Consider the following 25,775-nt stretch of genomic DNA (forward strand, 5'->3'; position numbering starts at 1 on the left):
AAAATTTGTCGATGAATCCGTTGCTATTGAGCTGGTTTTAAGACAAAAGGTATTAAATTTAATTTTATACTTATTTATTTTGGCATTGAATTTATTAATATACTTTATTATTAAAACTAAAATCTGATGAAAAGAGATTCTTTAAGGCTTAATTTACCTTTAAAAAAAATTATATTAATATTTTTGCAATGAAAATTATTTAGAGCAATGAAGAAGTTTTTATTGATTCTTTCCTTTTTTGTAGGGGTTTCTGCAAGTGCACAAGAAGAATTAAAAAAAGATTCCGCAGTCGTTGACACGGTCAAATACTGGTCGGTTTTAGGAAAAAATACGTTAATGATTAATCAGGCTGCCTTTTCAAATTGGGTAGGTGGCGGAGGAAACAACGTAGGATGGCTTGCCGGCATCAATTATAATATGACGTATGAAAAAGATAAAGATCTTTGGGAAAATATTATTGTTCTGGGATACGGGCAGAATGACACCAAAGGACTGGGGATAAGAAAAACCCAGGATGTTATCAATGTTTCTACAAATTATGGACGTAAGTTTTCGAAAAGCTGGTATTTCTCTTTAGGGGCAGGGCTGCAGTCTCAGTTTGCTGCGGGGTATGAAGACGGCAATAATCCTGAAGCAAAGAAAATTTCAAATTTTATGGCACCAGGTTACCTGAATGTCGGTATGGGTATCACCTACAGACCAAATGATGACCTGACCGTCACTTTACGGCCTACCAACGCCAGATGGACTTTTGTTTTTGATAAAGATCTCCAGGTGGCAGGGACATATGGTTTGAAAAGTGATGGTGATTCTTCATTACTACAGTTCGGTTTTCTGGGAACGGCAGCGTACAAACTGAAAATCATGGAAGATGTCAATTTAACGAACACGGCGTCTGTCTTTTCGAATTATCTTGACCGTCCTGACAGGTTGGTTCTTGCGTATGGAGCCATTTTGAATCTAAAAGTTAACAAGTACATTTCGTCCAATATCACTATAGATCTGCTGTATGATCATAACCAGATAGAGAAAACACAGTTAAAACAAACTCTCGGTATCGGTTTTGCCTATACACTGGATAATGGGGTAAAGCGCTCCGAACGTAAAGACAGCCAATGGTGGATTAAGAAATAAGTTAAAATAAAAATAGGTAAAAAGGCACTTCAATTTTGAGGTGCCTTTTGTTTTTAATGACCAGAAGACAGATTTAAGTTTTTTTAAGTTGAGATAGGATTTTTATAAAATAGGACAGATTTAAATGTCTTATTTGTAGTCTGTTGGAGAGAGAGTTGTAGAGTCATAAAATTCAAGTTAAAGTGAATTTTAACGGGGCGTAAATTATTATTTATACATTTGTAAGGAAAATCGTTAATTATGAAAAAACTTTTATTGATCGCTTCCGTTTCTCTGGGAGCTATTGCCACAGCTCAGGAAAAAAAAGCTGAAGTTCCTGCGACAGATACCGTTAAAGCATGGTCTATCCAGGGACAAAATACATTAATGCTTAACCAGGCAGCCTTTTCAAATTGGGTAGGTGGAGGAGCCAACAATGTAGGATGGCTTGCCGGTGTCAATTACAACCTTACGTATGAAAAAGGGAAAGATCTTTGGGAAAATATTATTATCCTGGGATATGGGCAGAACAATACCCAAGGTACCGGAGTAAGAAAGACCCAGGACGTTATCAACCTTTCTACAAATTATGGGAGAGAGTTTGCTAAAAACTGGTATTATTCGATGGGGGTAAGCCTTCAGACTCAGTTTGCTCCGGGATATGAAGACGGTAATAATCCTGATGCCAAAAAAATCTCAAATTTCTTTGCTCCAGGATATTTAAATTTAGGAGCGGGAGTCACTTACCGGCCTAATGATAATTTTACCATGACACTACGTCCGGCCAATGCCAGATGGACTTTTGTCCTGGATAAAGATCTTCAGAAGGCAGGAACCTACGGACTTAAAAATGACGGGGATTCCTCTCTTTTCCAGTTCGGGTTTCTAGGAACAGCTATTTATAAAGTAAAAATCATGGAAAATATCAGCCTGGTGAATACCGGGACTGTTTTTTCAAACTATTTGGACCATCCCGAAAGACTGGTTCTGGGATATAGCGGAGTCTTAAATATGAAGATCAATAAGTATATTTCTACCAATGTTACCCTGGATCTGTTATATGATCACAACCAGATACAGAAAACCCAGCTGAAACAGACTTTAGGGGTAGGTTTTGCTTATAATATTGATAACGGGAAGAAACGTTCTGAAAACAAAGATAACCAGAGTTGGCTCAAGAAGTAATTCTTACGCATGTAAAAATAAAAGGCACTTCAATCTGAAGTGCTTTTTATGTATCAATATATATAACTTTTAAAATTCTATATCTACTTCTAATTTTTCAGCCAATAGCTTCGAAATTTTTTCTTTCAGCGGTTCAATATCGACATTCTGCATTGCATCATTAGCGAAAGCATATAAAAGAAGTGCCTGTGCCTCTTTTTTAGAGATTCCTCTTGCTCTCAGATAGAATAGGGCATCCTCATTCAGCTGGCCTACCGTACAACCGTGAGAGCATTTTACATCGTCTGCAAAGATCTCCAATTGAGGTTTTGTATCGATGCTTGCCCCTTCACTTAGCAGGACATTGTTGTTCTGCTGGTATGCATTCGTTTTCTGAGCAATTTTATCAACAAAAACTTTCCCATTGAAAACACCGTGTGCATTACCGTCGAAAATACCTTTGTAATTCTGGTAGCTTTCACAATTCGGATAGTTGTGGTGAACTGCCGTATGGTGGTCTACCAGCTGATCTTTTCCGATAATGGTGATCCCGTTCATAAATGAATTGATATTTTGCCCATTATGAATAAAATCCAGGTTATTTCTTACCAGTTTACCTCCGAAAGAGAATGTATTTACAGTGGTTAAACTATCTTTCTCCTGCTTTGCAAAAGTACTGTCAATCAGGTAAGAGGTATTGTTATCGTTCTGAAGCTTATGCCAATCCGCTTTTGCATTTGGATAAGTGAAAATCTCTGTCACAGAGTTGGTCAGCACATACGTGCTGTCAAAGTTATGGTGACTTTCAATAACCTCTACTTTTGCGCCCTCTTCTACAATCAGTAAGTTTCTTGTGTTGTAAAATGTATTTTCATCCTGATTTTGAGAAATATAGAAAACGTGGATCGGCTTTTCAATGACTACATTTTTAGGCACTTTTAAAAAGAATCCATACTTGCAGTACGCAAGGTTTAAGTTGGTAAAAGCTGAATCCTGAGAAGCAATACCGTTAAAGTACTGATCAAAGATTTCTTTATGCTTATCATCATTTAATGCATAATTGAATGAAAGGAATTCTACATTTTCAATAGAAACTTTTGAAAGCTCCTTATGAAGTATGCCGTTTACAAATACGATCCAGTCAAAATTTTCCTCTCCCAAATGCAGTTGGTCAAACTGCTCTTTAGTGATGTTATGGTGTTCTTTCGGAAAGAAGTTGTAATCTTTCTCCGTGATCTCCTTTAGATTGGTATATTTATATTCTTCGTCTTTTTTTGTTGGAAAACCTGTTTCTGCAAACTTTCCTAAAGCCTGAACTCTCCTTTCATCCAAAAAACGGTGACGAAGTGTGCTTAGAAATTCGTTATGATTATTTAAAATTTGTTCGTTTAAACTCATTTTTTGAACGTTTATTCTGCCATGATATAAGAACTGTAGATTCTTACGGAATGACAAAGATTGCGTTGATTTTTTTAATTTTTAAATGCTTTTAATCTTTCAATTAATTTAAAAGCCAATCGTACCCTTTTTCTTCCAATTCTAAAGCTAAGGATTTATCACCGGTTTTGATGATTTTTCCATCTGCTAAAACGTGAACGAAGTCAGGTTGAATATAATTAAGCAATCTCTGATAGTGCGTAATCAAAAGAACTGCATTTCCTTCATTTTTAAAATGATTTACCCCGTCTGCTACGATTCTTAATGCATCAATATCTAATCCTGAATCGGTTTCATCAAGGATCGCCAATTTAGGATTAAGCATCATCATCTGGAAGATCTCGTTTCTTTTCTTTTCACCTCCGGAGAATCCTTCATTTAATGATCTTGAAAGGAAATCTTTTTTAATTCCCAATTTTTCAGATTTTTCACGAATCAAGGCAAGCATTTCTTTTGCCGGCATTTCTTCCAGTCCGTTGGCTTTTCTTGTTTCGTTCAAAGCAGCTTTGATAAAGTTCGTTACAGAAACTCCCGGGATTTCCACTGGATACTGGAAAGAAAGGAAAATTCCTTTGTGGGCTCTATCTTCAGGAGCGTCTTCAACGATATCTTCTCCCTGGAAAAGAATCTCTCCACTGGTCACTTCGTAATCTTCTTTACCAGCGATTACAGAAGAAAGAGTGGATTTACCAGCTCCGTTCGGCCCCATGATAGCGTGAACTTCACCCGGCTTTATTTCAAGATTAATACCCTTTAATATTTCTGCGCCATCTTCAATTTTGGCGTGAAGGTTTTTAATTTCTAACATTTTATTTGCTTAAACAAATTATTTTTGAATTTTATATACTAAACTTTCAGGTTGACCAGGGACATCATTCAGCGTCCCAATTTGTATCATACCTGCCTTTTCCAATACTTTAACAGAAGCTATATTACTGGGACGGACAATGGCGAATATTTCTTCTTTATTGTCTTCGTTTAACCCAAAATCTATAGCTTTCCTTGTGAATTCTGTGGCGTATCCTTTCCCCCATGCCTCGGAAGCAAAACGATAGCCTAAATTCAATTTTTCTTCTTCTCCGTAGAGTTTATAGCTCAGTCCTCCAAAACCTATTATATTTTCTGGATCATCCTTTTCAACAATCACCCAGCCTCCAAAACTATATTTTTCCCAATGATCAAGCATTCTTGTAAATGTGCTTTCTGCTTTTTCAAAACTCATTGGTCCGCTTGGATTATGAATATTGGTTTGAGGATCATGATTAATTTCAAAGAATCTTTCAAAATCTTCTTTTGTAGGTTTTCTTAAAATTAATCTTTCTGTAGCTATCATATTTTCTTATCCTACTGAACCTTCTAATGAAATTTCCAATAGTTTTTGTGCTTCAATAGCAAATTCCATTGGAAGCTTGTTCAAAACTTCTTTACTGAAACCATTCACAATCAGAGCAATTGCTCTTTCAGTATCAATACCTCTCTGGTTACAGTAGAAAATCTGATCTTCACCGATTTTTGAAGTGGTGGCCTCGTGCTCTAACTGTGCCGTAGGATCTTTAATTTCAATATAAGGGAAAGTATGAGCTCCACATTCATTACCCATCAAAAGAGAGTCACACTGGGAGAAGTTTCTGGCTCCTTTTGCAGAAGGCATTACTTTTACTAATCCTCTGTAAGAATTTTGAGATTTTCCTGCTGAAATACCTTTTGAAATAATCGTTGACTTGGTATTCTTGCCAATGTGGATCATTTTTGTACCGGTATCTGCATACTGGTGATTATTGGTAACCGCGATAGAGTAGAATTCTCCGATGGCTCCGTCACCTTTCAAAATACAGGAAGGATATTTCCACGTTACCGCAGATCCTGTTTCAACCTGTGTCCAGGAAATTTTTGCGTTTTTCTCGCAAAGACCTCTTTTGGTTACAAAATTGAAAACCCCTCCTTTTCCTTCTTCATTACCGGGATACCAGTTTTGAACGGTTGAATATTTAATTTCTGCATGGTCTAATGCAATCAGTTCCACTACTGCAGCGTGAAGCTGGTTTTCATCTCTTGAAGGTGCTGTACATCCCTCAAGATAAGATACATAACTTCCTTCATCGGCAATAACAAGAGTTCTTTCAAACTGTCCTGTTCCTGCCTGGTTGATACGGAAATACGTAGAAAGCTCCATTGGACATCTTACTCCCTTGGGAATATAGCAGAAACTTCCGTCAGAGAATACTGCGGAATTCAATGCTGCATAAAAGTTATCTCCTCTCGGAACTACTTTTCCAAGATATTTTCTTACCAGGTCCGGGTGATTTTTAATCGCCTCAGAAATAGAACAGAAAATAATTCCTTTTTCTGCCAATGTATCCTGGAAAGTGGTTTTCACAGAGACTGAGTCTATTACAATATCTACAGCAACTCCTGAAAGCCTTTTTTGCTCTTCGATATTAATCCCTAGCTTTTCAAAGGTTTTCAATAATTCCGGATCCACCTGATCAAGACTTTCCAGTTCAGGTTTTGCCTTTGGAGCAGCATAGTAACGGATAGCTTGAAAATCTGGTTTTTCATATTTGATGTTGGCCCAGTTAGGTTCCACCATTTTTAGCCAGATTTTAAAAGATTCCAAACGCCATTCAGTCATCCATTCAGGCTCTTCCTTTTTTGCAGAAATAGCGCGGATGATGTCCTCATTTAAACCCGTCGGGAAATCTTCATAATCAATTTTGGTTTCCCAACCGAATTCATATTTTTTATTTTCTAGATCGACTCTTAAATCGTCTTCAGTATATTTACTCATTACTATTTTTTAGATTTCAGATTTAGATTTCAGATGTCAGAAATAAGCCTGAGATCTGGAGCCTAGTATCTTATGTCTTTTCTCTAAAGACTAAATGATTCTCCACATCCACATGTTCTGGATGCGTTCGGGTTGTTGAAAACAAACCCTTTTCCGTTCAATCCCCCTGAATATTCAAGAGTTGTTCCTGCTAAATACAGGATGGATTTTTTATCGATAACAATTTTAATATTATTGTCCTCAAAAACCTGATCTGTGTCTGTTTTTTGGTTGTCGAACTTCAAAACATACTCTAAACCAGAGCATCCGCCGCTTTTAACTCCAACTCTTATATAATCTTCAAAAGGGTTAAAACCATCTTCTGTCATCAGTTGGATGGCTTTTTCCTTTGCGTGATCTGATACTTTTATCATTGTATTTATTTAGAATGATTTAATTAGGCAAAAATACAAACTAATTTCCGCAATCTCAAATCGAAGATATCTATTTTAATGATTCTGATCTCAATACAGGGTTTTTAAAGTGAAGCTAATGTTAAAATTGTATAAATTTTCTTCCATTCATAGTAGGATTGTGTTTTTATGTTTAACCTTGAATTGTATTTGTAATCTATAAATTAAATTGACAATGAGACAAAAAATACTTGGTTTTTTTGTAATGTTTTTAGCCGCTGTATCTTACGGACAGACTTCCAGATATATCTATGAAACCTCTGTAAATCCGGATTCCATCAATCTGGTAAGTATGAAAACAGAAAGGACGTTTTTAGATATTAAAGGAAACCGTTCTGTATTTATCAGTGAAAATAAAATGAAAAGAGATTCTCTTTTTGCTTCCTTTAAATCAGAAGTAAAAGAAAATAATAAAAAAGAAGAAAAAAACTTTTCAAAACAGGAAGGGAGAAAACATATTGAGCCTACTTTTTTTGACTACTTTATCACCAAGAATATTCAGGAACAGAAGGTTTATTTTTATGATAAGGTTGCGGGGAAGCCAATTTATTACCAGGAAGACCGGCCTTTGAAGTGGGAAATTACCCATTCAATAGAGAAACAAAACGGATATTCTGCTCAAAAGGCGGTTGCCAGCTTTGGAGGAAGAGTTTGGACCGCCTGGTTTACAAAAGAAATTGCTATTTCTGACGGTCCCTATAAATTTTCGGGACTGCCGGGGCTGATTGTCAAACTGGAGGATGATAAAGGAGATTACAAATTTGATCTTGTTAAAAAAATCATTGTTAATAATGCTTTTGAAGAACCTATAAGTGCTGATGCAAAACAAAGTACAAGAATTAATTTTCATGGGGATAAAGCAGCCCTTGATCTGGAATTTAATAAAAACAGAGGAAGCCTGACGGGAAGCAGCGGAGGAGGAAATATGAACTTTGGCGGCGGAAGACACGGAGGCGGAATGGGAGGAGGCGGTATGCACAGAGGAATGGGCGGTGAGGGTAATGGCTTTCCTACACAGACCGCCAATATAGAAAACCTTCGTTTTAATAATAGCATCAGTGAAAATCCAATTGAATTAAAATAAAAATATAAATGAAAAAGTTAGGAATTATTGCTCTGGCGCTTTTTATACAGCAGATTTCCGCACAAACCAACCGGTTTGTATATCAGGTGACCATGAAACCTGATGCGGAGAATAAAACCGATACTAAGACCGAAAATGCCTATTTAGATATTTCTCCTGAGAAATCAGTATTTTATTCTGAAAACAGGATCAAAAGAGATTCCATTATGCAGAAAGCCTTTCAAGGTGGGGGTGGAAGAGGAAGTATCAATCGGGACCAGATGGAAAACCTGAGAACAAATATCAATTATTCCGTAGAAAAAGATAAGATCAACCAGAAAACCTATTTCAAAGACCGTATTGGAAGAGATATGTATTCTTATGAGGAAGACAGGCCGCTGAATTGGAAAATCTCCTCTGAAACAAGAAAAATAGGGGAATATAAGGTTCAAAAGGCGGAAACGGATTTTGGAGGAAGAAAATGGACCGCCTGGTTCACTACAGACCTTCCTTATCAGGATGGGCCTTATAAGTTCGGGGGACTTCCGGGGCTGATCGTAAAAATTGAAGATGAGAAAGGAGATTATTCTTTTGATTTGATGAAGAACTATAAAATCGCTGAATTTCCTGCTCTGAACCAGTTTGGAAATACCATAAAAGTAAAAAGAGCTGATTATGTAAAACAGCAGCAAAAGTTCAAAGCTGATCCAATGTCATTCATGAACCAAAGTGGAGGACAAGGTGGATTTTCTACTACCATGAGAATGGGCGGGGGAAGAGGTCCGGGCGGGGGAGGAAATCAAAATCCTGCCGATATGAAAAAGAGAATGGAAGAGAGGGTGAAAGAAGAAGCGAAGAAAAACAGTAATCCAATCGAACTGCAATAAACGAAGAACCCTGGAGAAATTTTCTCCAGGGTTTTATTGTGTATGATATTCCTGTTATTTTAAAAGCTGGTTGAAGGTGTCTCCTTGTCTGATATCTCCGGAATTGTAGCCTTTCATAAACCATTCTTTACGTTGTGCGGATGTTCCATGGGTAAAGCTTTCCTGGTTGACATATCCCTGAGCCCTTTTTTGGATATTATCATCTCCTACAGCTTGGGCAGCATCTATAGCAGACTGAATGTCTCCGGGTTCCAGAATATGTTTGGAGTCGTCGGTTCTTTTAGCCCAAACTCCGGCATAAAAATCGGCCTGTAATTCGGTAGCCACCGATACTCTGTTCAGCTCTGCTTCCGAATATCTTCCGCTCCTTCTGAGGGCATCCACTTTTTGTGTGGTGCCCAAAAGAGTCTGTACATGGTGCCCCACCTCATGAGCAAGAACGTAAGCGACCGTAAACTCTGTTACTTTCGCGCCAAATCGTTGCTGCAATTCATTAAAGAAGCTCATATCCATATAGACTTTCTGATCGGCAGGACAATAGAAAGGTCCCATTGCCGATTGGGCAACGCCACATTCGGATGTTGTTGTATTTTCAAAAAGAACTACTGCCGGTTCGGTATAGGTCATGCCATTTTCCTTAAAGACCTGGTCCCAGGTTTGTGTATTCCATCTGGCCATCATGTCTACCATTTCCCCGATTTTTTTCTCTTCTACCGTAAGTTCCCTTCTTTCCCCGGAGTTTCCGGAGGACTGTATGCTTCCGGAATTCAATATACCGGACGGGTCACCTCCCAAAAAGAATACAATAGCGGCTATAATTAAAGTTCCGAGTCCGCCGCCCACGATCATACCGCCTCCGCCTCCTCCGGAACCACGGCGGTCATCAACGTTTCCGCCTCTGTCGTCTGTCCATTTCATATCAATATTTTTATAAGTAAATTTAAATATTTTAAGTGAAAACCATACCAATCTATATTTTAAAAATATATGACGCTTTATCTGTTCAGCTGCTTTGCTTTCAGCCAATAAGAGGTCGACTGATATGCTGATATGGTTTCATCTATCAGTTTCTGATCGGTATTCTTTAATAATTTCTCATCATAATAAAGCTTGAATTCAGGAGCCAAATCACTTTTTTCAAGGGTTAAAGAATATTGTTTTACTTTTTTAACCGGAGAAATTACCGTCAAACGCCCGTCTTTTATAAATCCTAAATCCTGATAAGTGGCCACATAAGCTTTAGGCTGGAATTCTTTTTTGAAAACATCCTGACCCAAGAATTTTGATTGATAGCTGAAATTGAGCAGCCCAAAAACCGTTGGCATTACATCGATCTGAGACATCAGTGCATCAAACTTCTGAGGCTGAACAAATCCTTCTGAAAAGATCAGAGCGGGAATTCTGTATTTATCCATCGGCAGTTCTGTTTTTCCGGCGCTGGACGCACAGTGGTCTGCAATGATGACGAACACTGTATTTTTATACCAATCCTGTTTTTTAGCCATATCAAAGAACAGTTTCAGAGAGTAGTCTGTATATTTTACACCTCCTTCACGGGATTTGGCTGTTCCCGGAATATCAATTCTTCCGTCCGGATAAGTGAACGGCCTGTGATTGGAAACAGTCATCCAATGGTTGAAAAACGGCTTCCCTGATTCGGCCTCAGCATTCATTACCTGAATTGCTTTTCTGGCCATATCTTCATCAGCGACTCCCCATACATTGGCAAAAGTGATTTCCTCTGGTTTAAAATTATTTCTGTCTACTATACCATATCCGTTTCCGCCAAAAAAGTCCTGCATATTATCAAAATAGCTGTATCCGCCGTATAAGAATTTCACATCATAGCCCTTGGATTTGAAAACATTCCCTGTGGTGAATTTATTTTTATTATCGTCCCTTTTAATGATACTTTCTCCTGCCGTAGGAGGAATACAAAGTGTTAATGCTTCCAGGCCGCGAACCGTTCTGTTCCCTGTAGCATACAGGTTGGTGAACATTAAGGACTTTTCAGCCAGGCTGTCTAAGAACGGCGTTATTTTTTGAGTGCTTCCATAATGTTCCATAAAATCTGCAGAGAGACTTTCAATGGAAATTAAAACTACATTTTTCTTTACTTCAAGCTGTTCAGCCACAATGTTTCTCGACAAAGTCTGTTGTGGATACTGACTCAGGAAATTCTTTTCAGCCTGCTGTTGGTTGATCTGGGAATAAAACTGGAAATAATCAAGCTCATTGTGGGTAAAGGCCCAATAGAATTTTGGAACACCATTGGCTTGAATTTCATCAGCAAATACATTATCTGATTTGAGCTGCATTAATGATGGTATTGCCAGGGCACTCAGCGCACAAAGGACCATAAATGATCCGAGCAAAACCATTTTCTGCTTAAAATCAGGCAGTTCCAGCAGTTCATCTTTTGTTTTCTTATAAATGAACCATGTAATAGAAAGGGTAACAATCAATATTGCAGAAAACAATGGGATGACCGGATAGCTTTCCATAATATTCCCGATGACTTCATTCGTATAGATCAGATAATCTACCGCAATAAAATTGTATCGCACGCCAAATTCATTATAAAAGAAGTATTCGCTCACTCCATTGAAGATGATTGAAAGAACATATAATAATAATGTAATGAAATACAATACGTTACGGATTTTAATCCTTTGAGTGGGAAGGAATAGCATTAATCCGAAGAAGAATGTTTTTATTCCTACGAATGCAAGTGCTACTTCTGTAACAGAGCCTCCGTACTGTTTGAAAATATTGTTGGGAACAAGCCAGATATACAGAAAAAACAGGACTAAAGCTCCAAAAATTAGATAGCCGTAGGGCTTTTTGTATTTTGAATTGGATAGGAATAAAAAGTAAAGCGCAAGTAGCGAGCTGGCCAGTATAAAGACAAAGATGTCATTTAAAAGGCCTACAAGCAGAACTTTTATCACTTCAAAAAATCCAAAACTGGCTGTTGTTATTGGATGAAAAAGAATACTGTTCTTATTATCAACGAAATAATAAGATAGAAAACTCCTAGATACAGGAATGGTTTTATTTTTCTTAAAAACATGTAGGTACTGTCTATATTAGTTTTCACAAAGATAGTTTTTGTGTACAACTTTTAACAGAAAAAAATAAAAACATACCGTTTATTAATGAGATTTATGATTTTTAAAAATAAATTGCCTCAAAAGCCGGAGCCGGAATTTCATGATTTCTAAAATTGAAGCCTTACTTCCCCACGAATTCACGAATCTTTTGATAAGTGTGTTTATGGCTAAAAACCAAAAGAGACGGTCTCACTTTTGAGACCGTCTCCTGTATTTTGTTAAGATTTAGCTAATTAGGAGTGTCCGAAACCGATATTTCCTTTTTTATCTGATAATTTCTTTTTGAAATCAATCATTCTTAAAGCGGTTACGGCGGCTTCAACTCCTTTATTCCCCAGATCACCACCGCTTCTTGCAATAGACTGTTCCTGGGTATCATCTGTTAATACACAGAAGATCGTAGGAGTGTCCGTCAGGATGTTACAATCTTTGATTCCTTGTGCGACTGCGGAGCATACATAATCAAAATGAGGGGTTTCTCCGCGGATTACGCATCCGATAGAGATTACCGCATCATATTTTCTTTCTTTGCAAAGCTGCATACTTGCATAGTTCAGTTCAAAAGCACCAGGAACCGGGAAAAGTTTGATGTTTTCAGGTTTTACGCCTTCTTTTTCAAGAATTTCCAAAGCTGCATCACGAAGATTGTACGTTACAAAATCATTCCACTCAGAAAAAACAATGCCGATAGAAAATTCTTCGGCATTCGTTATATGAAGTGGCTTGTAATCGGAAAGATTAACTGTTGCCATTTTTTAATAATATTTAGTCATTTCAATATAAGAGTCAGACATTCCGTTGTCGTAGTCCTGATATTTCTCATCAATAGCCGAGAAGTATTTTTTAGCTTCTGCATTTTTCTTTAATCCTAAAGCTACGATACCTGCCTTTCTTGTAAAGAAGTAAGTTGTATAAGGATCATCAGAAGCAGCAGCTGCTTTATCTAATAAAGCTAAAGCTTCTTCATTTTTATTAAGTCCTGATTTAGCATCCGCCATAGCTCCGTATTTCATTGCCATCAGCGTTTTGTTATCAGATGAGAATTTATCCAAAAGATCATATGCTTCCTGGAATTTTCCTTCTTTGAATTTTAATAACCCGGCGTTGTAAGCAGAAAGCTGACCTACACTTGTCGCTGAATAATCGTTGTATGTACCTACAAAACCTGGATTTGCTGCAGATTTTCCCCCTAAAGCCTCTTTATCTTTACCTTCGGCAAGATTTTTTTGAGCAGCAAGGTAACTCTTTACAGCTTCAGCATTTTTAGGTGCCACTACAAATTGCTTATAGGCGAAGAATCCTAAAACCCCTAAAACTAAAGCGCCAAATACAATACCTAAAGGTTTTGAATATTTTTCAAGAAATCTTTCAGTGTTTAAAGCCTCTCTGTCAAGGTCTTTAAAGAACTCAACCGTTTCTTTACCTTCTTGCTCATTTTGAGCATTCTTTCCCAATTTTGCCATAAATTTTTAAAAATTGAATTGCAAATTTAATTGTTTCTGAATGATTTACAAAATACTTTATAGGTATTATTATGTAAATATTGTGAATTTGCAGTAAAAACGCTTCGACTCCGCCCAGCGTGACATTTCTAATACCGGTGGTTGTCCTGCTGAGCGGAGCCGAAGCCTGTGTGTATTTAAATTTTAATATTCTAAAATGTGATATACGTCTGCCCCAAATTTTTTCAGTTTTTCATCTCCGTTCAGGCCTTTTAAACCGATCAGAAAGCTGAATTGAGAAACGATAGCCCCTTGTTTTTCTACCAATTTGGCTGCTGCTTCTGTCGTTCCTCCTGTGGCAAGCAAATCATCATGGATCAGAATTCTCTGCCCTTTTTTGATCTGCCCTTCACGGGTTTCTATTTCAGCACTTCCATATTCCAGGTCGTATTTTTCTGAAACAATGGGAGGTGGAAGTTTCCCTTTTTTTCTGATTAAGATGAACGGAACCTCCAATGCTACTGCAATGGCAATTCCGAAAAGGTAGCCCCTGCTTTCAATTCCGCAGACTGCATCTACTTTTCCTTTACTGAAGGCGGCAAGATCCGCAATGACATCTTCATAAAGTTTTGGGTCTAAAAAAATGGGTGAAATATCCTTGAACTGTATTCCCGGGATTGGAAAATCAGGGATATTTTCAATAGTATTTTCTAGTTTTTTGATCAGTTCTGCTGAAGCCATTTATGGGTTTATTTTATAGCTGGAAATTTTCCAGTCTCCGTTTACATTTTTAAGTCCGAAAGTCACTTTCAGGGATGTTGTTTTTCCGCTTTTATCAGTGACATCATACGTAGCGTTTACACTAGCTCCGTTAGGATTAGCTGCATTGGTTGTAATGTTCTTTACGCTTACATTTTTCACAGATCCAAACCCTGAAGTAGGATTAGAAAATGATTCATAGCTTCCCCAGTTTGGATTGTTGGAAACATCATATGCTGCTTTCAGATTTTGAGCGCTTACACTGTTTAAGAATTTACTTACCGTATTCTTAGGGTCTGCTGCAGGCTGCTTTGGAGCCGCTGGCGTTGCAGGGGCCGCTGCACCCGGATCAGTACTTGCTGAAGGAGTCGCTGATGGGTTGTTCGGGTCCACCACAGCACTTGGCTGCTGATCTACAGCAATAGTATCCGTTTTAGGGACTACAGGAACTTTCAGAGCTGCGGCATTCACATCAAGCCCGATTTTAGACATTTTGAAAGTTTTGGCCGTGGTTTTTACTGAAACCGTGATGTCAATTTTATTATCTACCACTTTTGCAGCAGGAATAGAAGAGAATTTTAAATTGAATCCTTTAAAATTATTATCCTGCATCAGATTTTTAGCGGTAGAAAGTCTCACCCCGTTGCTGAAAACTTCTAATGTTGCTTCCAGCCCTGCCCCTGTGAATGATACCGGATTTCCGGCAGCATCTACAAGTCTCGGAATGATCTGAATAGCAGTAGGAGCTCCTGTTCCATCGTCTCCCGTAGGTCTTGTGACAATGCTTAATGCTCCTGCTTTTACATCATTAGGATCGCTTTCTTTAGCTTTATCATCTCCGAAGATATTCATTTCTCCAAGAGATGGAGGAGCAGTACTTGCCCATTCTATTCCGTTCTTCTGTGCAACCTGGTCAGCCAGGGCCAGGATTTCCGGTACTTTCTTACCGTCGATCAGTTTTCCCAGGGCTTTAAGCTCATTTACATCACCATCTGCTTCTACACCGAATGTTTTAAGGATATAAAGAGCTTCATTAAACTTAATCTGTTTAATGGTTGATAAGCTGGAAGTCATATCATTGATACTTGACTGCAGTGTTTTAGTATTCGTAGCATCTACATGATCTTTCTTGCATGCGGTAAAAAGCAACAAGCTGAAAACAAGTAGAAAAGAAAACTTTTTCATTTTTGTTTGGTTTATTGCAAATTTAATAAAACCTTTATTAATAGTGGATTTTATTTTTTATTTTGTTTTTCTTTCAGATTATCTCTGAAAAATGAACTGAATATGGTCTGCATATTGGGGAATGAAGGTGCTTGCCAGTAAGGGGATTTATAATGGCTGTATTCTACATTGAACTTTACTTTTTCAATAGTAGTTTCATCACTGAAGCTGATTTCTGTGGGATAAAAGTTTTCGTAAGAGACCACCTGGTTATACTGTTCCTCACTTTTATGTTTCAGCTTAATGAAAAGGATTTCGTTGTATTCTAACAGGTCTTTGAGTGTCTTTTTTGAATCTTTTTCGAATGCAAGATTCTGGATTCCTCTCAGATCGAAGAACCGGAATCCAAATAAAGCAAATTCTTTTTGCTGCAAATATTCTCCGGTAATTTCTATTTCATCTTTATCATTGCTTTTAAGCTCTTTGATCCTGATGCCTTTCTTTTTATATTCATCCAGGTTTCCTGCTTTTTTCATTTTTGGAACATCCAGTGAGTTCCCGTAATCCCAGCTGGCGGTCTGCTTTTTCTCCTGCTTAGGGCCGGTAATCCTGTATATTCTGTACTGCTCTACATTTGTACTTTTCAATTTCTTTGTTTTCTGATCAAAAATATAAGTAACAATTCCGTCAGCATAGCCATTAAGTTGATTGTTGACAGTAACATAGGAGTTAAAGTTTCCTTTCACCAAAATATATTTTGCCGGTTTACTGTTTTTAATGACTACTGTTTCTATTTCTTTTACCTGGTCATTGATTTTGATGACAGGTTGATCAAAATCTGAGTAGGAGAGGGAAGAAACCGGGAAATTATTATAGACCAGCTGAAACTTTTCCTGAGAAGGCGATAGTGCCTGTTTATCAATTTTTCCGTCAATATCAGAGTATGCCAATATGCTTCCGTCTTTACCAAATACTGAAACCCGTGGCAGGGGTTTACTACTTTTTTCAGAAATGAAAGTGATGGTTTGTGCATTCATGGAAATGGCAGCCAAAATAAATATGAAGTAAAGCAGGTATATTTTTTTCATAAGTGGTTTTTGTTTTGATATTATGAGTCCTCTCAGTGATGGCTAATATTGAAAAGATCCTTCAATGGTGTCCATAAAAAAAGACTGATCGTTTAACAATCAGTCTTTTTTGGTTTTATTTTGTTACAAGTCCTTTAGAAAGGATACTCATAAATTTCAGATTCGTGTAAGAATGGGTTTCCTGTAGGAATCAACTTCAGTTTAGATAAAGCTGAAAGTACAGTAAACATAAACAATCCGGCTACGAATAGGATAGCTCCTACTACCAGTAAGAATACTTCCGGAGTTTTCCAGTAAGGTCCTACCGTTCCAGGCATTACCATGTTGAAGTAATCTAAGATGTGTCCTAAAATAACCACAACTGCCATTGTTGTTACTACTTTATAATTTCTCTTGATGCTGCTGCTTACTAATACCAATAATGGTAATAAGAAGTTCACGATCAACATTGGTAAGAAAGTAGGTGAGTAGTGTTGGAATCTTCCAAAGAAGTAATTTACCTCTTCCGGAACGTTTGCATACCAGTAAAGCATGAACTGAGCGAACCATGTATAAGTCCAAAGCATACTTGTAGCGAATAGGAATACCCCTAAATCGTGTAAGTGGTTGTCATTGAACTGTGGTAAGAAACCATTTTTCTTAAGATAAACACTTAATAGAATGATTACAGCAATACCACTTGATAGGCAGCTAACCATTGAATACCAGATATACATTGTAGAATACCAGTGAGGGTCAATAGACATCAACCAGTCCCAAGCCCAAGCTGCAGAAGCAAATCCGAAGAATGCGATATATCCTACTGCCCATCTGTAAAGCATCTGATACTCTACTTTAGATTTCGTTTCATCTACTTTTTTAGACTGAGATTTTAGTTTCCATGCAAAGAAAGAAGCACCTACTACATAAATGATCGTTCTGATCGCATAGAAAGGGATGTTTAAGAATTTCTTCTTTTCGAATAGGATCACATCAAAATGAGGCGAATCCGGGTTCGTTAACTCTGGATCCATCCAGTGGAATAAATGGCCGTTGTGAGTGATATTTAATATCATCATGATAACCAATATTGCCCCTCCGTAAGGAATATAAGAAGCAATAGCCTCCATTACTCTTGTAATAATAATTGGCCATCCTGCGTGAGCTGCGTGCTGAATACAGTAGAAAAACAGTACAGCACAACTTACTCCAAAGAAAAAGACCGCTACAAAGTGTAATGATGCTAAAGGCTGGTTGTGAACCTGAAGTTCAGCATGCTCTAAGTGAGCAGCGTGGTCCTGTGGTCCAACCATTTCACTTGAGTGTGTAGGAGCAGTATGACCAGAAGCATGAACAGCTTCCATCATGTGTTCTATTTTCTCAGTAGAAAGTCCTTTATTCATAAAGAAACCAATACCAAACAGAACTAAACCTACAACAAGAAGTATTATAGAAGTTGATTTTAATTTTGGTGAAAAACTATACATTTCTTTTCTTATTTTTTAGTTTCGGTAGTCGTTTCAGTTGCTGGCGCTGCCGCTGTAGCGGCTGCCGGTGCTGCTGCTCCTTTTTTGAAAGCACTCATCACATACATTGCCACTCTCCATCTGTCTCCTGCGTTTAATTGTCCCGCATAAGACCCCATTGCATTTCTACCGTTTGTTAATACATAATGAACAGATCCTACAGTAAGCTCTCTGTCAGCATAGTTTGGTACTCCAGAGAATGCTCCACTTTGTACAATAGGTCCTTGTCCATCACCTCCTGTTCCGTGACATGCCGCACAAGTGTGATCAAACAATATTTTTCCTCTTTCAATATCCTTAGCTGCATTAGCCGGGTTTAGAGGAGATGCTGTCAGTTTTTTAGAAGCATCATACCCTGCGTTGTACTCGTCAACATTCTTAGGCAGTAAGCTTTCTTCAAAAACTCCGTCTTTATTCTGAGGAACTGATCCTTCTACCGGAGAAAGACCTGTTGCTCCATTATTTTTAACGAAAGCCGGGATTTCATTTTCATGATCTGAATAAGCATCCTGAGCTTTCATCAATGGATCGTAAGCTACCGGAAAATACATATCCGGGAAGTAGACCAACGGAGTATTTTCTTTTGGTCCGCAAGAGTTAAGTAAAACTGTTGTTAAACCTAAAACTGCTGTAATTTTTAATACATTCTTTTTCATTTTAAGCATCTTTAACAGTTATTTCTTCAACTCCAGTTTCAATAAGTAACTGCTTTACAGATTCTACATCTTCAGTTACAAATTCCATCATGAATTTATCATCAGTCGTTCTTGGATCAGGGTTCTGAGCCGGAGCTCCCGGATACATTTTGTTTCTAACCAAAAAGGTTAAAGACATCATGTGAGCGGCACAGAATACCATTAATTCGAACATTGGAACGACGAATGCGGGCATGTTGTGTCCCCAGTCAAAAGCCGGTTTACCACCGATGTTCTGAGGCCAGTCATGGTTCATTACATACCAGGTTAAAGTAGCACCGATAGTAACACCATAAAGGGCATAGAGAAAAGCAGCATCAGAGATTCTTGTTTTCTTTAATCCTAAAGCCTTATCTAGTCCGTGAACCGGAAACGGAGTATATACTTCGTTTATTTTGATTCCTTTATCGTTGAATGCTTTAACGCCGTTCATTAAATCGTCGTCGTCAGCATAAAGTCCGTATACAATTTTAGTGGTGCTCATCTCCTTCTTTTGCTTTATAAGTTTCACCTGAGATTTTCAAAATCGATTTTAATTCAGCCTGTGCAATGACAGGGAATGTTCTTGCGTATAATAAGAATAATACAGAGAAGAATCCGATTGTTCCTAAGTATACCCCCACATCAATGATCGTTGGCTTAAACATGGTCCATGATCCTGGTAAGTAGTCTCTGGAAAGGTTGATAACGATGATATCAAAACGCTCAAACCACATACCGATGTTGATGATCAATGCAACGATGAACGTCCAGATGATGTTTGTTCTTAGTCTCTTGAACCAGAATGAAGCCGGAACAACAAGGTTACAGATGATCAATGACCAGAAAGCCCACCAGTAAGGACCTACTGCAGCACCTGGAGAAAGGTATGTGAAATCTTCAAATCTTGAACCTGAGTACCATCCGATGAAGTATTCAGTAGCATAAGCTACCGTTACCATACCTCCTGTTAAGATGATTACGATGTTCATGATTTCGATATGATACATTGTAATATACTCTTCTAGGTGACATACTTTTCTAGCAACCAACAATAGAGTCTGTACCATTGCAAATCCTGAGAAAATCGCACCAGCAACGAAGTAAGGAGGGTAGATTGTTGAGTGCCATCCTTTAATTACCGAAGTTGCGAAGTCAAAAGATACGGTCGTGTGTACTGAGAATACTAGTGGAGTTGCTAACCCTGCAAGAACCAAAGAAAGTTCTTCAAATCTTTGCCAGTGTTTTGCTTTACCACCCCAACCGAATGCAAGGAAAGTATAAATTTTCTTCGTCCAAGGCGTCTTAGCTCTGTCTCTGATCATTGCAAAGTCAGGGATTAGTCCCATGAACCAGAATACAGTTGATACCGAGAAATACGTAGAGATCGCAAATACGTCCCAAAGTAGAGGAGAGTTGAAGTTCCCCCAAAGAGAACCGAATTGGTTTGGTAAAGGGAATACCCAGTATCCAACCCAAACTCTACCCATGTGAATTACAGGGAAGATCGCTGCCTGTACTACCGCAAAGATCGTCATCGCCTCTGCAGATCTGTTTACAGACATTCTCCATCTCTGTCTAAATAATAATAATACTGCTGAGATTAGGGTTCCGGCGTGACCGATACCTACCCACCATACGAAGTTGGTAATATCCCAACCCCAGTTAATAGTTCTGTTAAGCCCCCATGCTCCAATACCTGTCCCGATAGTGTAAGCGATACAGCCGAATCCATAGAGGAATAGAACGAGTGCAGCATATAATGAGATCCACCATAATTTACCTGCTCTTTCTTCGATAGGTCGTGCGATATCTTCTGTAATATCGTGATAAGTTTTGTGACCAATAATTAGAGGTTCCCTTATCGGAGCTTCGTAATGTCCTGACATTTTTTACCTATTTATTATTTAAACTTTATTTTTCTACTCTGTTTCTTACTTTAGTGTGATAGAACACGTTTGGTTTTGTTCCGATCTCCTCTAGTAAATAATATCTTCTGTTAGATGCATATTGCTCTCTAATTGAAGAATCTTTATCATTCATGTCTCCAAATGTCATTGCTCCAGTAGAACAAGCTTTAGAACAAGCAGTCTGGAATTCTCCATCCTTCACCCTTCTTCCTTCTTTCTTAGCCTCAAGAATAGTATTCTGAGTCATTTGGATACACATTGAACATTTCTCCATTACCCCTCTAGTTCTTACAACTACATCCGGGTTAAGTACCATTCTTCCTAAATCGTTGTTCATGTTGAAATCGAACTTGTCATTTAGGTTATAAGTAAACCAGTTGAAACGTCTTACTTTGTACGGACAGTTGTTTGCACAATATCTTGTCCCGATACATCTGTTGTAAGCCATATGGTTTTGACCTTGCTTACCATGTGAAGTAGCCGCTACCGGACATACAGTTTCACAAGGAGCGTGGTTACAGTGCTGACACATTACCGGTTGGAAGATGACATCCGGATTATCAGCAGGGTGGTTTAATGCACCTCCTTCTTTGTTGAATGCAGTACCGTATAATTCTGGTACAGCCATTCCTTCTTTTAATCCTTCATATACTTCCACAGTCTGTCTTGAAGAGTAGTAACGGTCAATTCTTAACCAGTACATATCTCTGGACATTCTTACTTCCTCCTTACCTACTACAGGAACGTTGTTCTCTGCCTGACAAGCAATGATACATGCTCCACAACCCGTACAAGAGTTCAAGTCGATTGATAAGTTGAAGTGAGGACCGTCTGTATCATCGAAAGCATCCCAAAGGTCGATTTTTCTCGCCGGAAGAGCTCCGCTGATCGTATGGTATTCCAAAGGCTTATTCCATCCTTTATGTTCGTCATCGAAAGGTACATTGATGAATTCAGCCAAAGGAACTTCTTTAGCGATCTCATAACGTCCCATTAATGTATTCTGAAGCTGGATACCTGCAAACTCATGGTCTTCTCCTGTTTTCTCGATTTTAACACCTGAAACAGCTAAGTTTGAACCATCAAATAACGGGTAAGCATTTACTCCGGTATCAGCAGTAGCTCCTGAGTTCTTTTTACCATAACCAAGCGCAAGACCTACAGATCCTTCTGCCTGACCCGGTTGAACAAATACAGGAACATCTTTTATTGTCACTCCGTTTACAGTAAGGTTGACAATAGAACCATCTAACTGCATTCTTGCATTAAGATCGTTATCAATAGCAAACTTTTCTGCATCTTTAGGAGAAATGGTCAGGTAGTTATCCCAAGACATTCTTGTGATTGGATCAGGTAATTCTTGTAACCAAGGGTTGTTTGCCTGAGTTCCGTCTCCCATTGAAGTCTTGGTGTATAATACTAATTCTAATTCAGAAGCTTTGAAGTTTCCTAATTCTGCAACTGCCTGTGCAGCATTTCCTCCTGCATAAGATAATGTTGCTGCGTTAGAAGAAGTATTGATACCGTTGTACAATGCTTTGTTGAAAGAAGTACCACCTAAGATAGAAGCTGCATTAGCTTTTAAATAATCGTAGTAGTTATTGGCTGCATTGTTTTTTCCATTTTTCCAAACCAATAGAGACTCTTCAATCTGTCTTGATTTGTAGATTTTCTGGATCGTAGGCTGCATTAATGAATATACTCCTGTCTGTGGTTCGATATCTCCCCAAGACTCTAACCAGTTAGCGACCGGAATTACAGCTTTCGCTGCCTTGTACATTTCATTTTTCTTATCAGCTACAGCAATTACGTAAGGAACTTTTGATAAAGATTTTTTGAAATCTTCACCTTTTGGATGAGAGTAGATAGGGTCTACATTGTTTGCGATCAATACGCCAACCTGACCTGCATTTACCCATCCTAGGAATTCCTGGTATCTTGCTTTATCAAATTCTTTTAGGAAGTTGGCTTTACCTGTGAAAGCTACTGAACCTAATTTTTGGTTGATTAAATGTGCTAAAACCTGTGCTCCTTTAGAACCGTCAGCGAAAACAACAGCTTTGCTTCCTTTTGCCTTAAGTTCATTAGCAATTTCAGCAGCGGTCTTATCTGAAGTACCACCTCCTACGATTGCATTGTAAACCTCAACTAACGTTTTGTTTACAGCACTTGGCTTTAATCGGTATCTTGAGTCAGCGTTAGCTCCGGTTAATGACATGTTAGACTCCACCTGAATGTGTCTTAACATGTTTGGACCTGGCTTTCTTGCTGCTGCGTAAGATGTTTCTAAGCTTGACGCGTTGTAGTCTCCTAAGAAATCAGCCTGGAAAGAAACTACGAGTTCAGAACCTTTAAGATCATAAACCGGTAATGCTCTTTGTCCGAATACTTCCTGAGCTGCATCTAAAGACGCAGAATAAGGGAAAGCATCATAAGTTACCAATTCCGCTGTAGGATATTTCGACTTAAATTCCGCAAATAGCTTTTTAAAAGTAGGTGAAGCAAAAGAGTGTGATAATAACACGATCTTTTTACCTGATGCCTTAGCTTCATCTAACCCTTTAAGAACGAAGCTGTCCACTTTATCGAAAGTTTCGTCTTTACCATCCAGTTTAGGCTGTTTTACTTTATCATTGTCGTAAAGAGAAAGTACACTTGCCTGAGCTCTTGCATTAGTTTTACCTAAATCACCAGCCGCTGGGTTGGGTTCTATTTTGATAGGTCTCCCTTCACGGGTTTTTACTAAAACACTAGCAAAGTCGAAACCGTCAAAATATGTTGAAGCGTAATAATTAGGGATTCCCGGAATAATATCATGCGGCTTTACCACATAAGGAATCGTTTTGATTACCGGAGCTTCACAGGCAGCTAATGTTACTGCTGCTGTAGAGAATCCTAATAATTTCAGGAAATCTCTTCTTGAAGTACTTGATCCGTTGTTCTCAGCATCTCCAAGGAAATCTTCTACCGGAATTTCTTCCTGAAACTCTTTCTGAGCCAGCTTATTGTTTAAAGCTGGATCTTTAAGTTCATGAATACTTCTGAATTGTATTTTGTTTGAAGCCATTTATACTTCTAATTTTTTAGTTATTAATAATGACATTTACCACACTCAAGACCTCCAATTGCATCTACAGTGATCTTACCTCCATCTTGTGGATATTGTTTTTTCAACTTGTCGTGTAGATTCTTGAAGTACTCTTTATTATAACCGTTGTTCATATCAACCTCAGTAGTTCTGTGGCACTCGATACACCATCCCATGGTAAAGTCATTAGCCATTTGAACAACATTCATTGTGTCAATTTTTCCGTGGCAAGCTTTACATACAACATCAATTTTGTTATCAGGATTCTTTTGTTGAAAGAACTGATGATGGCCTGCTCACCTGCTATTACGTGCTGAGAGTGGTTGAAGTACACGAAATCTGGCATATTGTGAATTCTTGTCCATTCAACCGGCTGAGTTTTTCCTGTGTACTGTTGTTTTGCAGGATCCCAACCTGTTGCAGCGTAGATCTTCTGGATCTCTCCGTCATAGAATGCCTTGTCTTTTCCTGGCTCCATGTAGTGATCTGCGTTGTACTCAGAAATTGTTCTGTGACAGTTCATACAAACGTTCATAGAAGGAATCTCAGAGACTTTTCCATATTTAGCACTAGAGTGGCATAACTGACAGTCAATTTTCTGTTCTCCAGCGTGGATTTTGTGAGAGAAGTAGATAGGCTGCTCAGGTTTGTACCCTTTGTAAACCCCGATCCACATTAGCCAGTTCCATACTCCGTAAGCTGCTAAAATAGCCAGTATCGTTAATGCTATTTTCCCAACATAATGGAACTTCTCATACATTTCCTTGAAAGAACGGACTCTGGTCTCATTAAGACCTGCCAGTTCTTCAGATTGTCCAAGTGTTACCAGCTGTCTTAGTTTTACCAAGATCCAGACTAATAAACCTGCGATCGCTAAAAGGGAAATGATGACAATGTTTGTAGTAGTTTTGTCTGCAGGAGCTGCCGCAGTAGCGTCAGTTGCAGGGGTTGCTTCCGGTTTTTTTTCTTCCGGAGCCGGAGGATTAGTTGTGAAAGCTAAAATGTCGTCTATATCCTTGTCTGTAAGATTTGGAAAGACCTGCATTTCAGTCTTATTAAACTTTTCAAAAATCTCATTGGCGTATTTGTCCCCCGAAGCTCTTAAAGCTTTGTTGTCTTTGATCCACTTGTGAAGCCAATCTTTGTCTACACCGCCTTCTGTCTTTACACGTTCTACAACCCCTTTTAATGGAGGTCCAACAACCTGTTTGTCCAGCGCGTGACATGCAGTACAATTCGCTTTGAAAAGTTTCTCTCCGTTTTTAGGATCGCCGTCTTGCCCGTAAAATGAAGCACTGGTTGATAACAATAAACCTATTGCGATCAACGTTTTTTTATAATGCTTTCTCCAACTAATCATTTAAATTATCTTATGTTAGTAAATTATTGAACATTCAATCAATTCGGCAAAAATAATATTTTTAACAGGAATTTAACGGTATATAAAAAGGGGAAAATGTCATTTAAGGTTAATTTGTATTGATTCTAAATAACCTGTTTGGTATAGTTTTTTAATTTGTATAAATTTGCGAAAACAAGTTTAAATGAGAAATCTAATCAAAATATTTTCGATATTATCATTATTTGGATTTTATAATATTGAAGCACAGCTGGTTGTTAAAAAAGACACGCTTTCGGGAACGGAGCTTGTCATGACAATGGATTCTAAAATTAGTGCTGCTTTGGAGGGAATTGAAGGAAAATGTTCAAAGGTAGCAGTGAATAATTCATCCAAAGATTATAACAATATGGATACCGGGATCTCTACAGGAGGGATTACAAAACCGGCTAAAATTTATGTTCCCAGCAGAGAACTTACCAATGCTGAAATTTGTAAAAAAAATCCTAGAATTTTAGGCTATAAAATTCAGATCACAACAGTAAAAAGCAATGAGGAAGCCAATGAGGTGAAGTCTTATTTCAGAAAAAGGTTTCCGAACCTGAAAGTGGAAACAGATGCTTCCTTAAGACCGAATTATAAGATTTTGGCGGGAAGTTATTTTACCAAACAAAGTGCTGCTGCTGATCTTTCCAGAATCAGAGAATATTTCAAATCGGCAGTTGCTGTACAATACAGAATTTTCTGTGCAGAGGCAAAATAAGATTGATAAATTAAAATAGAAAAGCT

Annotated in this window: 21 protein-coding genes and 2 pseudogenes; 5 read left to right on the forward strand and 18 right to left on the reverse strand. The window is 38.1% G+C overall.

The features are described from left to right. Positions 1-207: 207 nt before the first annotated feature. Positions 208-1,134 carry a DUF3078 domain-containing protein gene (locus tag MUW56_RS11080; RefSeq protein WP_292013253.1) on the forward strand — a complete coding sequence of 309 codons (927 nt, stop codon included), beginning with the start codon at positions 208-210 and terminating at the stop codon, positions 1,132-1,134. Between the two features lie 240 nt (positions 1,135-1,374). Then, the gene (locus MUW56_RS11085; RefSeq protein ID WP_292013254.1) at positions 1,375-2,298 is read left to right on the forward strand and encodes a DUF3078 domain-containing protein; all 924 of its coding nucleotides are present in this window, start codon (positions 1,375-1,377) and stop codon (positions 2,296-2,298) included. Between the two features lie 69 nt (positions 2,299-2,367). On the opposite strand, the gene sufD is transcribed toward MUW56_RS11085, so the two are convergent. The 5 genes from sufD to MUW56_RS11110 form a co-directional block, all read right to left on the reverse strand. After that, positions 2,368-3,675, reverse strand: a complete 1,308-nt coding sequence (gene sufD, locus MUW56_RS11090) for a Fe-S cluster assembly protein SufD (protein WP_292013255.1) — start codon at positions 3,673-3,675, stop codon at positions 2,368-2,370. Between the two features lie 103 nt (positions 3,676-3,778). Continuing rightward, the gene (sufC, locus tag MUW56_RS11095; protein ID WP_292013256.1) at positions 3,779-4,522 is read right to left on the reverse strand and encodes a Fe-S cluster assembly ATPase SufC; all 744 of its coding nucleotides are present in this window, start codon (positions 4,520-4,522) and stop codon (positions 3,779-3,781) included. Positions 4,523-4,540: 18 nt separating this feature from the next. Next, entirely contained in the window at positions 4,541-5,047 is a 507-nt protein-coding gene (locus MUW56_RS11100) for a GNAT family N-acetyltransferase (RefSeq protein WP_292013257.1), read from the reverse strand. 6 nt (positions 5,048-5,053) lie between these two features. Then, the gene (gene sufB / locus MUW56_RS11105; RefSeq protein ID WP_292013258.1) at positions 5,054-6,502 is read right to left on the reverse strand and encodes a Fe-S cluster assembly protein SufB; all 1,449 of its coding nucleotides are present in this window, start codon (positions 6,500-6,502) and stop codon (positions 5,054-5,056) included. A gap of 83 nt (positions 6,503-6,585) precedes the next feature. Further along, entirely contained in the window at positions 6,586-6,915 is a 330-nt protein-coding gene (locus tag MUW56_RS11110; protein WP_292013259.1) for an iron-sulfur cluster assembly accessory protein, read from the reverse strand. Positions 6,916-7,129: 214 nt separating this feature from the next. On the opposite strand from MUW56_RS11110, the gene MUW56_RS11115 reads away from it, so the two are divergent. Next, positions 7,130-8,038: a GLPGLI family protein gene (locus MUW56_RS11115; RefSeq protein WP_292013260.1), complete on the forward strand. Its 909-nt coding sequence runs from the start codon at positions 7,130-7,132 to the stop codon at positions 8,036-8,038. An 8-nt stretch (positions 8,039-8,046) separates the two neighbouring features. After that, the gene (locus MUW56_RS11120) at positions 8,047-8,904 is read left to right on the forward strand and encodes a GLPGLI family protein (protein ID WP_292013261.1); all 858 of its coding nucleotides are present in this window, start codon (positions 8,047-8,049) and stop codon (positions 8,902-8,904) included. 54 nt (positions 8,905-8,958) lie between these two features. Here MUW56_RS11120 and MUW56_RS11125 read toward each other — a convergent pair whose 3' ends face one another. From MUW56_RS11125 to MUW56_RS11185, 13 genes and pseudogenes are all read right to left on the reverse strand, one after another. Continuing rightward, positions 8,959-9,822: a neutral zinc metallopeptidase gene (locus tag MUW56_RS11125; protein ID WP_292013262.1), complete on the reverse strand. Its 864-nt coding sequence runs from the start codon at positions 9,820-9,822 to the stop codon at positions 8,959-8,961. A gap of 77 nt (positions 9,823-9,899) precedes the next feature. Next, positions 9,900-11,977 (reverse strand): annotated as a pseudogene (locus tag MUW56_RS11130) (LTA synthase family protein). A gap of 273 nt (positions 11,978-12,250) precedes the next feature. Continuing rightward, positions 12,251-12,769, reverse strand: a complete 519-nt coding sequence (ribH, locus tag MUW56_RS11135; RefSeq protein WP_292013263.1) for a 6,7-dimethyl-8-ribityllumazine synthase — start codon at positions 12,767-12,769, stop codon at positions 12,251-12,253. Positions 12,770-12,772: 3 nt separating this feature from the next. Continuing rightward, positions 12,773-13,480, reverse strand: a complete 708-nt coding sequence (locus MUW56_RS11140; RefSeq protein ID WP_292013264.1) for a tetratricopeptide repeat protein — start codon at positions 13,478-13,480, stop codon at positions 12,773-12,775. Positions 13,481-13,663: 183 nt separating this feature from the next. Continuing rightward, a complete protein-coding gene (locus MUW56_RS11145) occupies positions 13,664-14,200 on the reverse strand; it encodes an adenine phosphoribosyltransferase (RefSeq protein ID WP_292013265.1) in 537 nt (178 codons plus the stop codon). Continuing rightward, the gene (locus tag MUW56_RS11150; protein ID WP_292013266.1) at positions 14,201-15,403 is read right to left on the reverse strand and encodes a hypothetical protein; all 1,203 of its coding nucleotides are present in this window, start codon (positions 15,401-15,403) and stop codon (positions 14,201-14,203) included. A 50-nt stretch (positions 15,404-15,453) separates the two neighbouring features. Then, a complete protein-coding gene (locus tag MUW56_RS11155; RefSeq protein ID WP_292013267.1) occupies positions 15,454-16,470 on the reverse strand; it encodes a hypothetical protein in 1,017 nt (338 codons plus the stop codon). A 134-nt stretch (positions 16,471-16,604) separates the two neighbouring features. Next, positions 16,605-17,936: a quinol:cytochrome C oxidoreductase gene (locus MUW56_RS11160; RefSeq protein ID WP_292013268.1), complete on the reverse strand. Its 1,332-nt coding sequence runs from the start codon at positions 17,934-17,936 to the stop codon at positions 16,605-16,607. An 8-nt stretch (positions 17,937-17,944) separates the two neighbouring features. Beyond that, positions 17,945-18,640 (reverse strand): c-type cytochrome, encoded by a 696-nt coding sequence (locus MUW56_RS11165; protein WP_292013269.1) that lies wholly within the window; start codon positions 18,638-18,640, stop codon positions 17,945-17,947. Next, positions 18,633-19,154, reverse strand: coding sequence for a DUF3341 domain-containing protein (locus MUW56_RS11170; RefSeq protein WP_236856858.1), 522 nt, complete (start codon positions 19,152-19,154; stop codon positions 18,633-18,635). Before MUW56_RS11170 ends, MUW56_RS11165 begins: the two co-directional genes overlap by 8 nt. Beyond that, the gene (gene nrfD, locus MUW56_RS11175; RefSeq protein ID WP_002982402.1) at positions 19,141-20,538 is read right to left on the reverse strand and encodes an NrfD/PsrC family molybdoenzyme membrane anchor subunit; all 1,398 of its coding nucleotides are present in this window, start codon (positions 20,536-20,538) and stop codon (positions 19,141-19,143) included. The genes MUW56_RS11170 and nrfD overlap by 14 nt, the downstream gene beginning before the upstream one ends. A gap of 25 nt (positions 20,539-20,563) precedes the next feature. Beyond that, positions 20,564-23,626, reverse strand: a complete 3,063-nt coding sequence (locus MUW56_RS11180; protein WP_292013270.1) for a TAT-variant-translocated molybdopterin oxidoreductase — start codon at positions 23,624-23,626, stop codon at positions 20,564-20,566. Between the two features lie 23 nt (positions 23,627-23,649). Further along, positions 23,650-25,007 (reverse strand): annotated as a pseudogene (locus tag MUW56_RS11185) (c-type cytochrome). A gap of 184 nt (positions 25,008-25,191) precedes the next feature. Between MUW56_RS11185 and MUW56_RS11190 the strand changes: the two are divergent. Next, a complete protein-coding gene (locus MUW56_RS11190) occupies positions 25,192-25,749 on the forward strand; it encodes an SPOR domain-containing protein (RefSeq protein ID WP_292013271.1) in 558 nt (185 codons plus the stop codon). The last annotated feature ends 26 nt before the right edge of the window (positions 25,750-25,775 follow it).

It is taken from the genome of Chryseobacterium sp. (assembly GCF_022869225.1).
Taxonomy (GTDB): domain Bacteria; phylum Bacteroidota; class Bacteroidia; order Flavobacteriales; family Weeksellaceae; genus Chryseobacterium.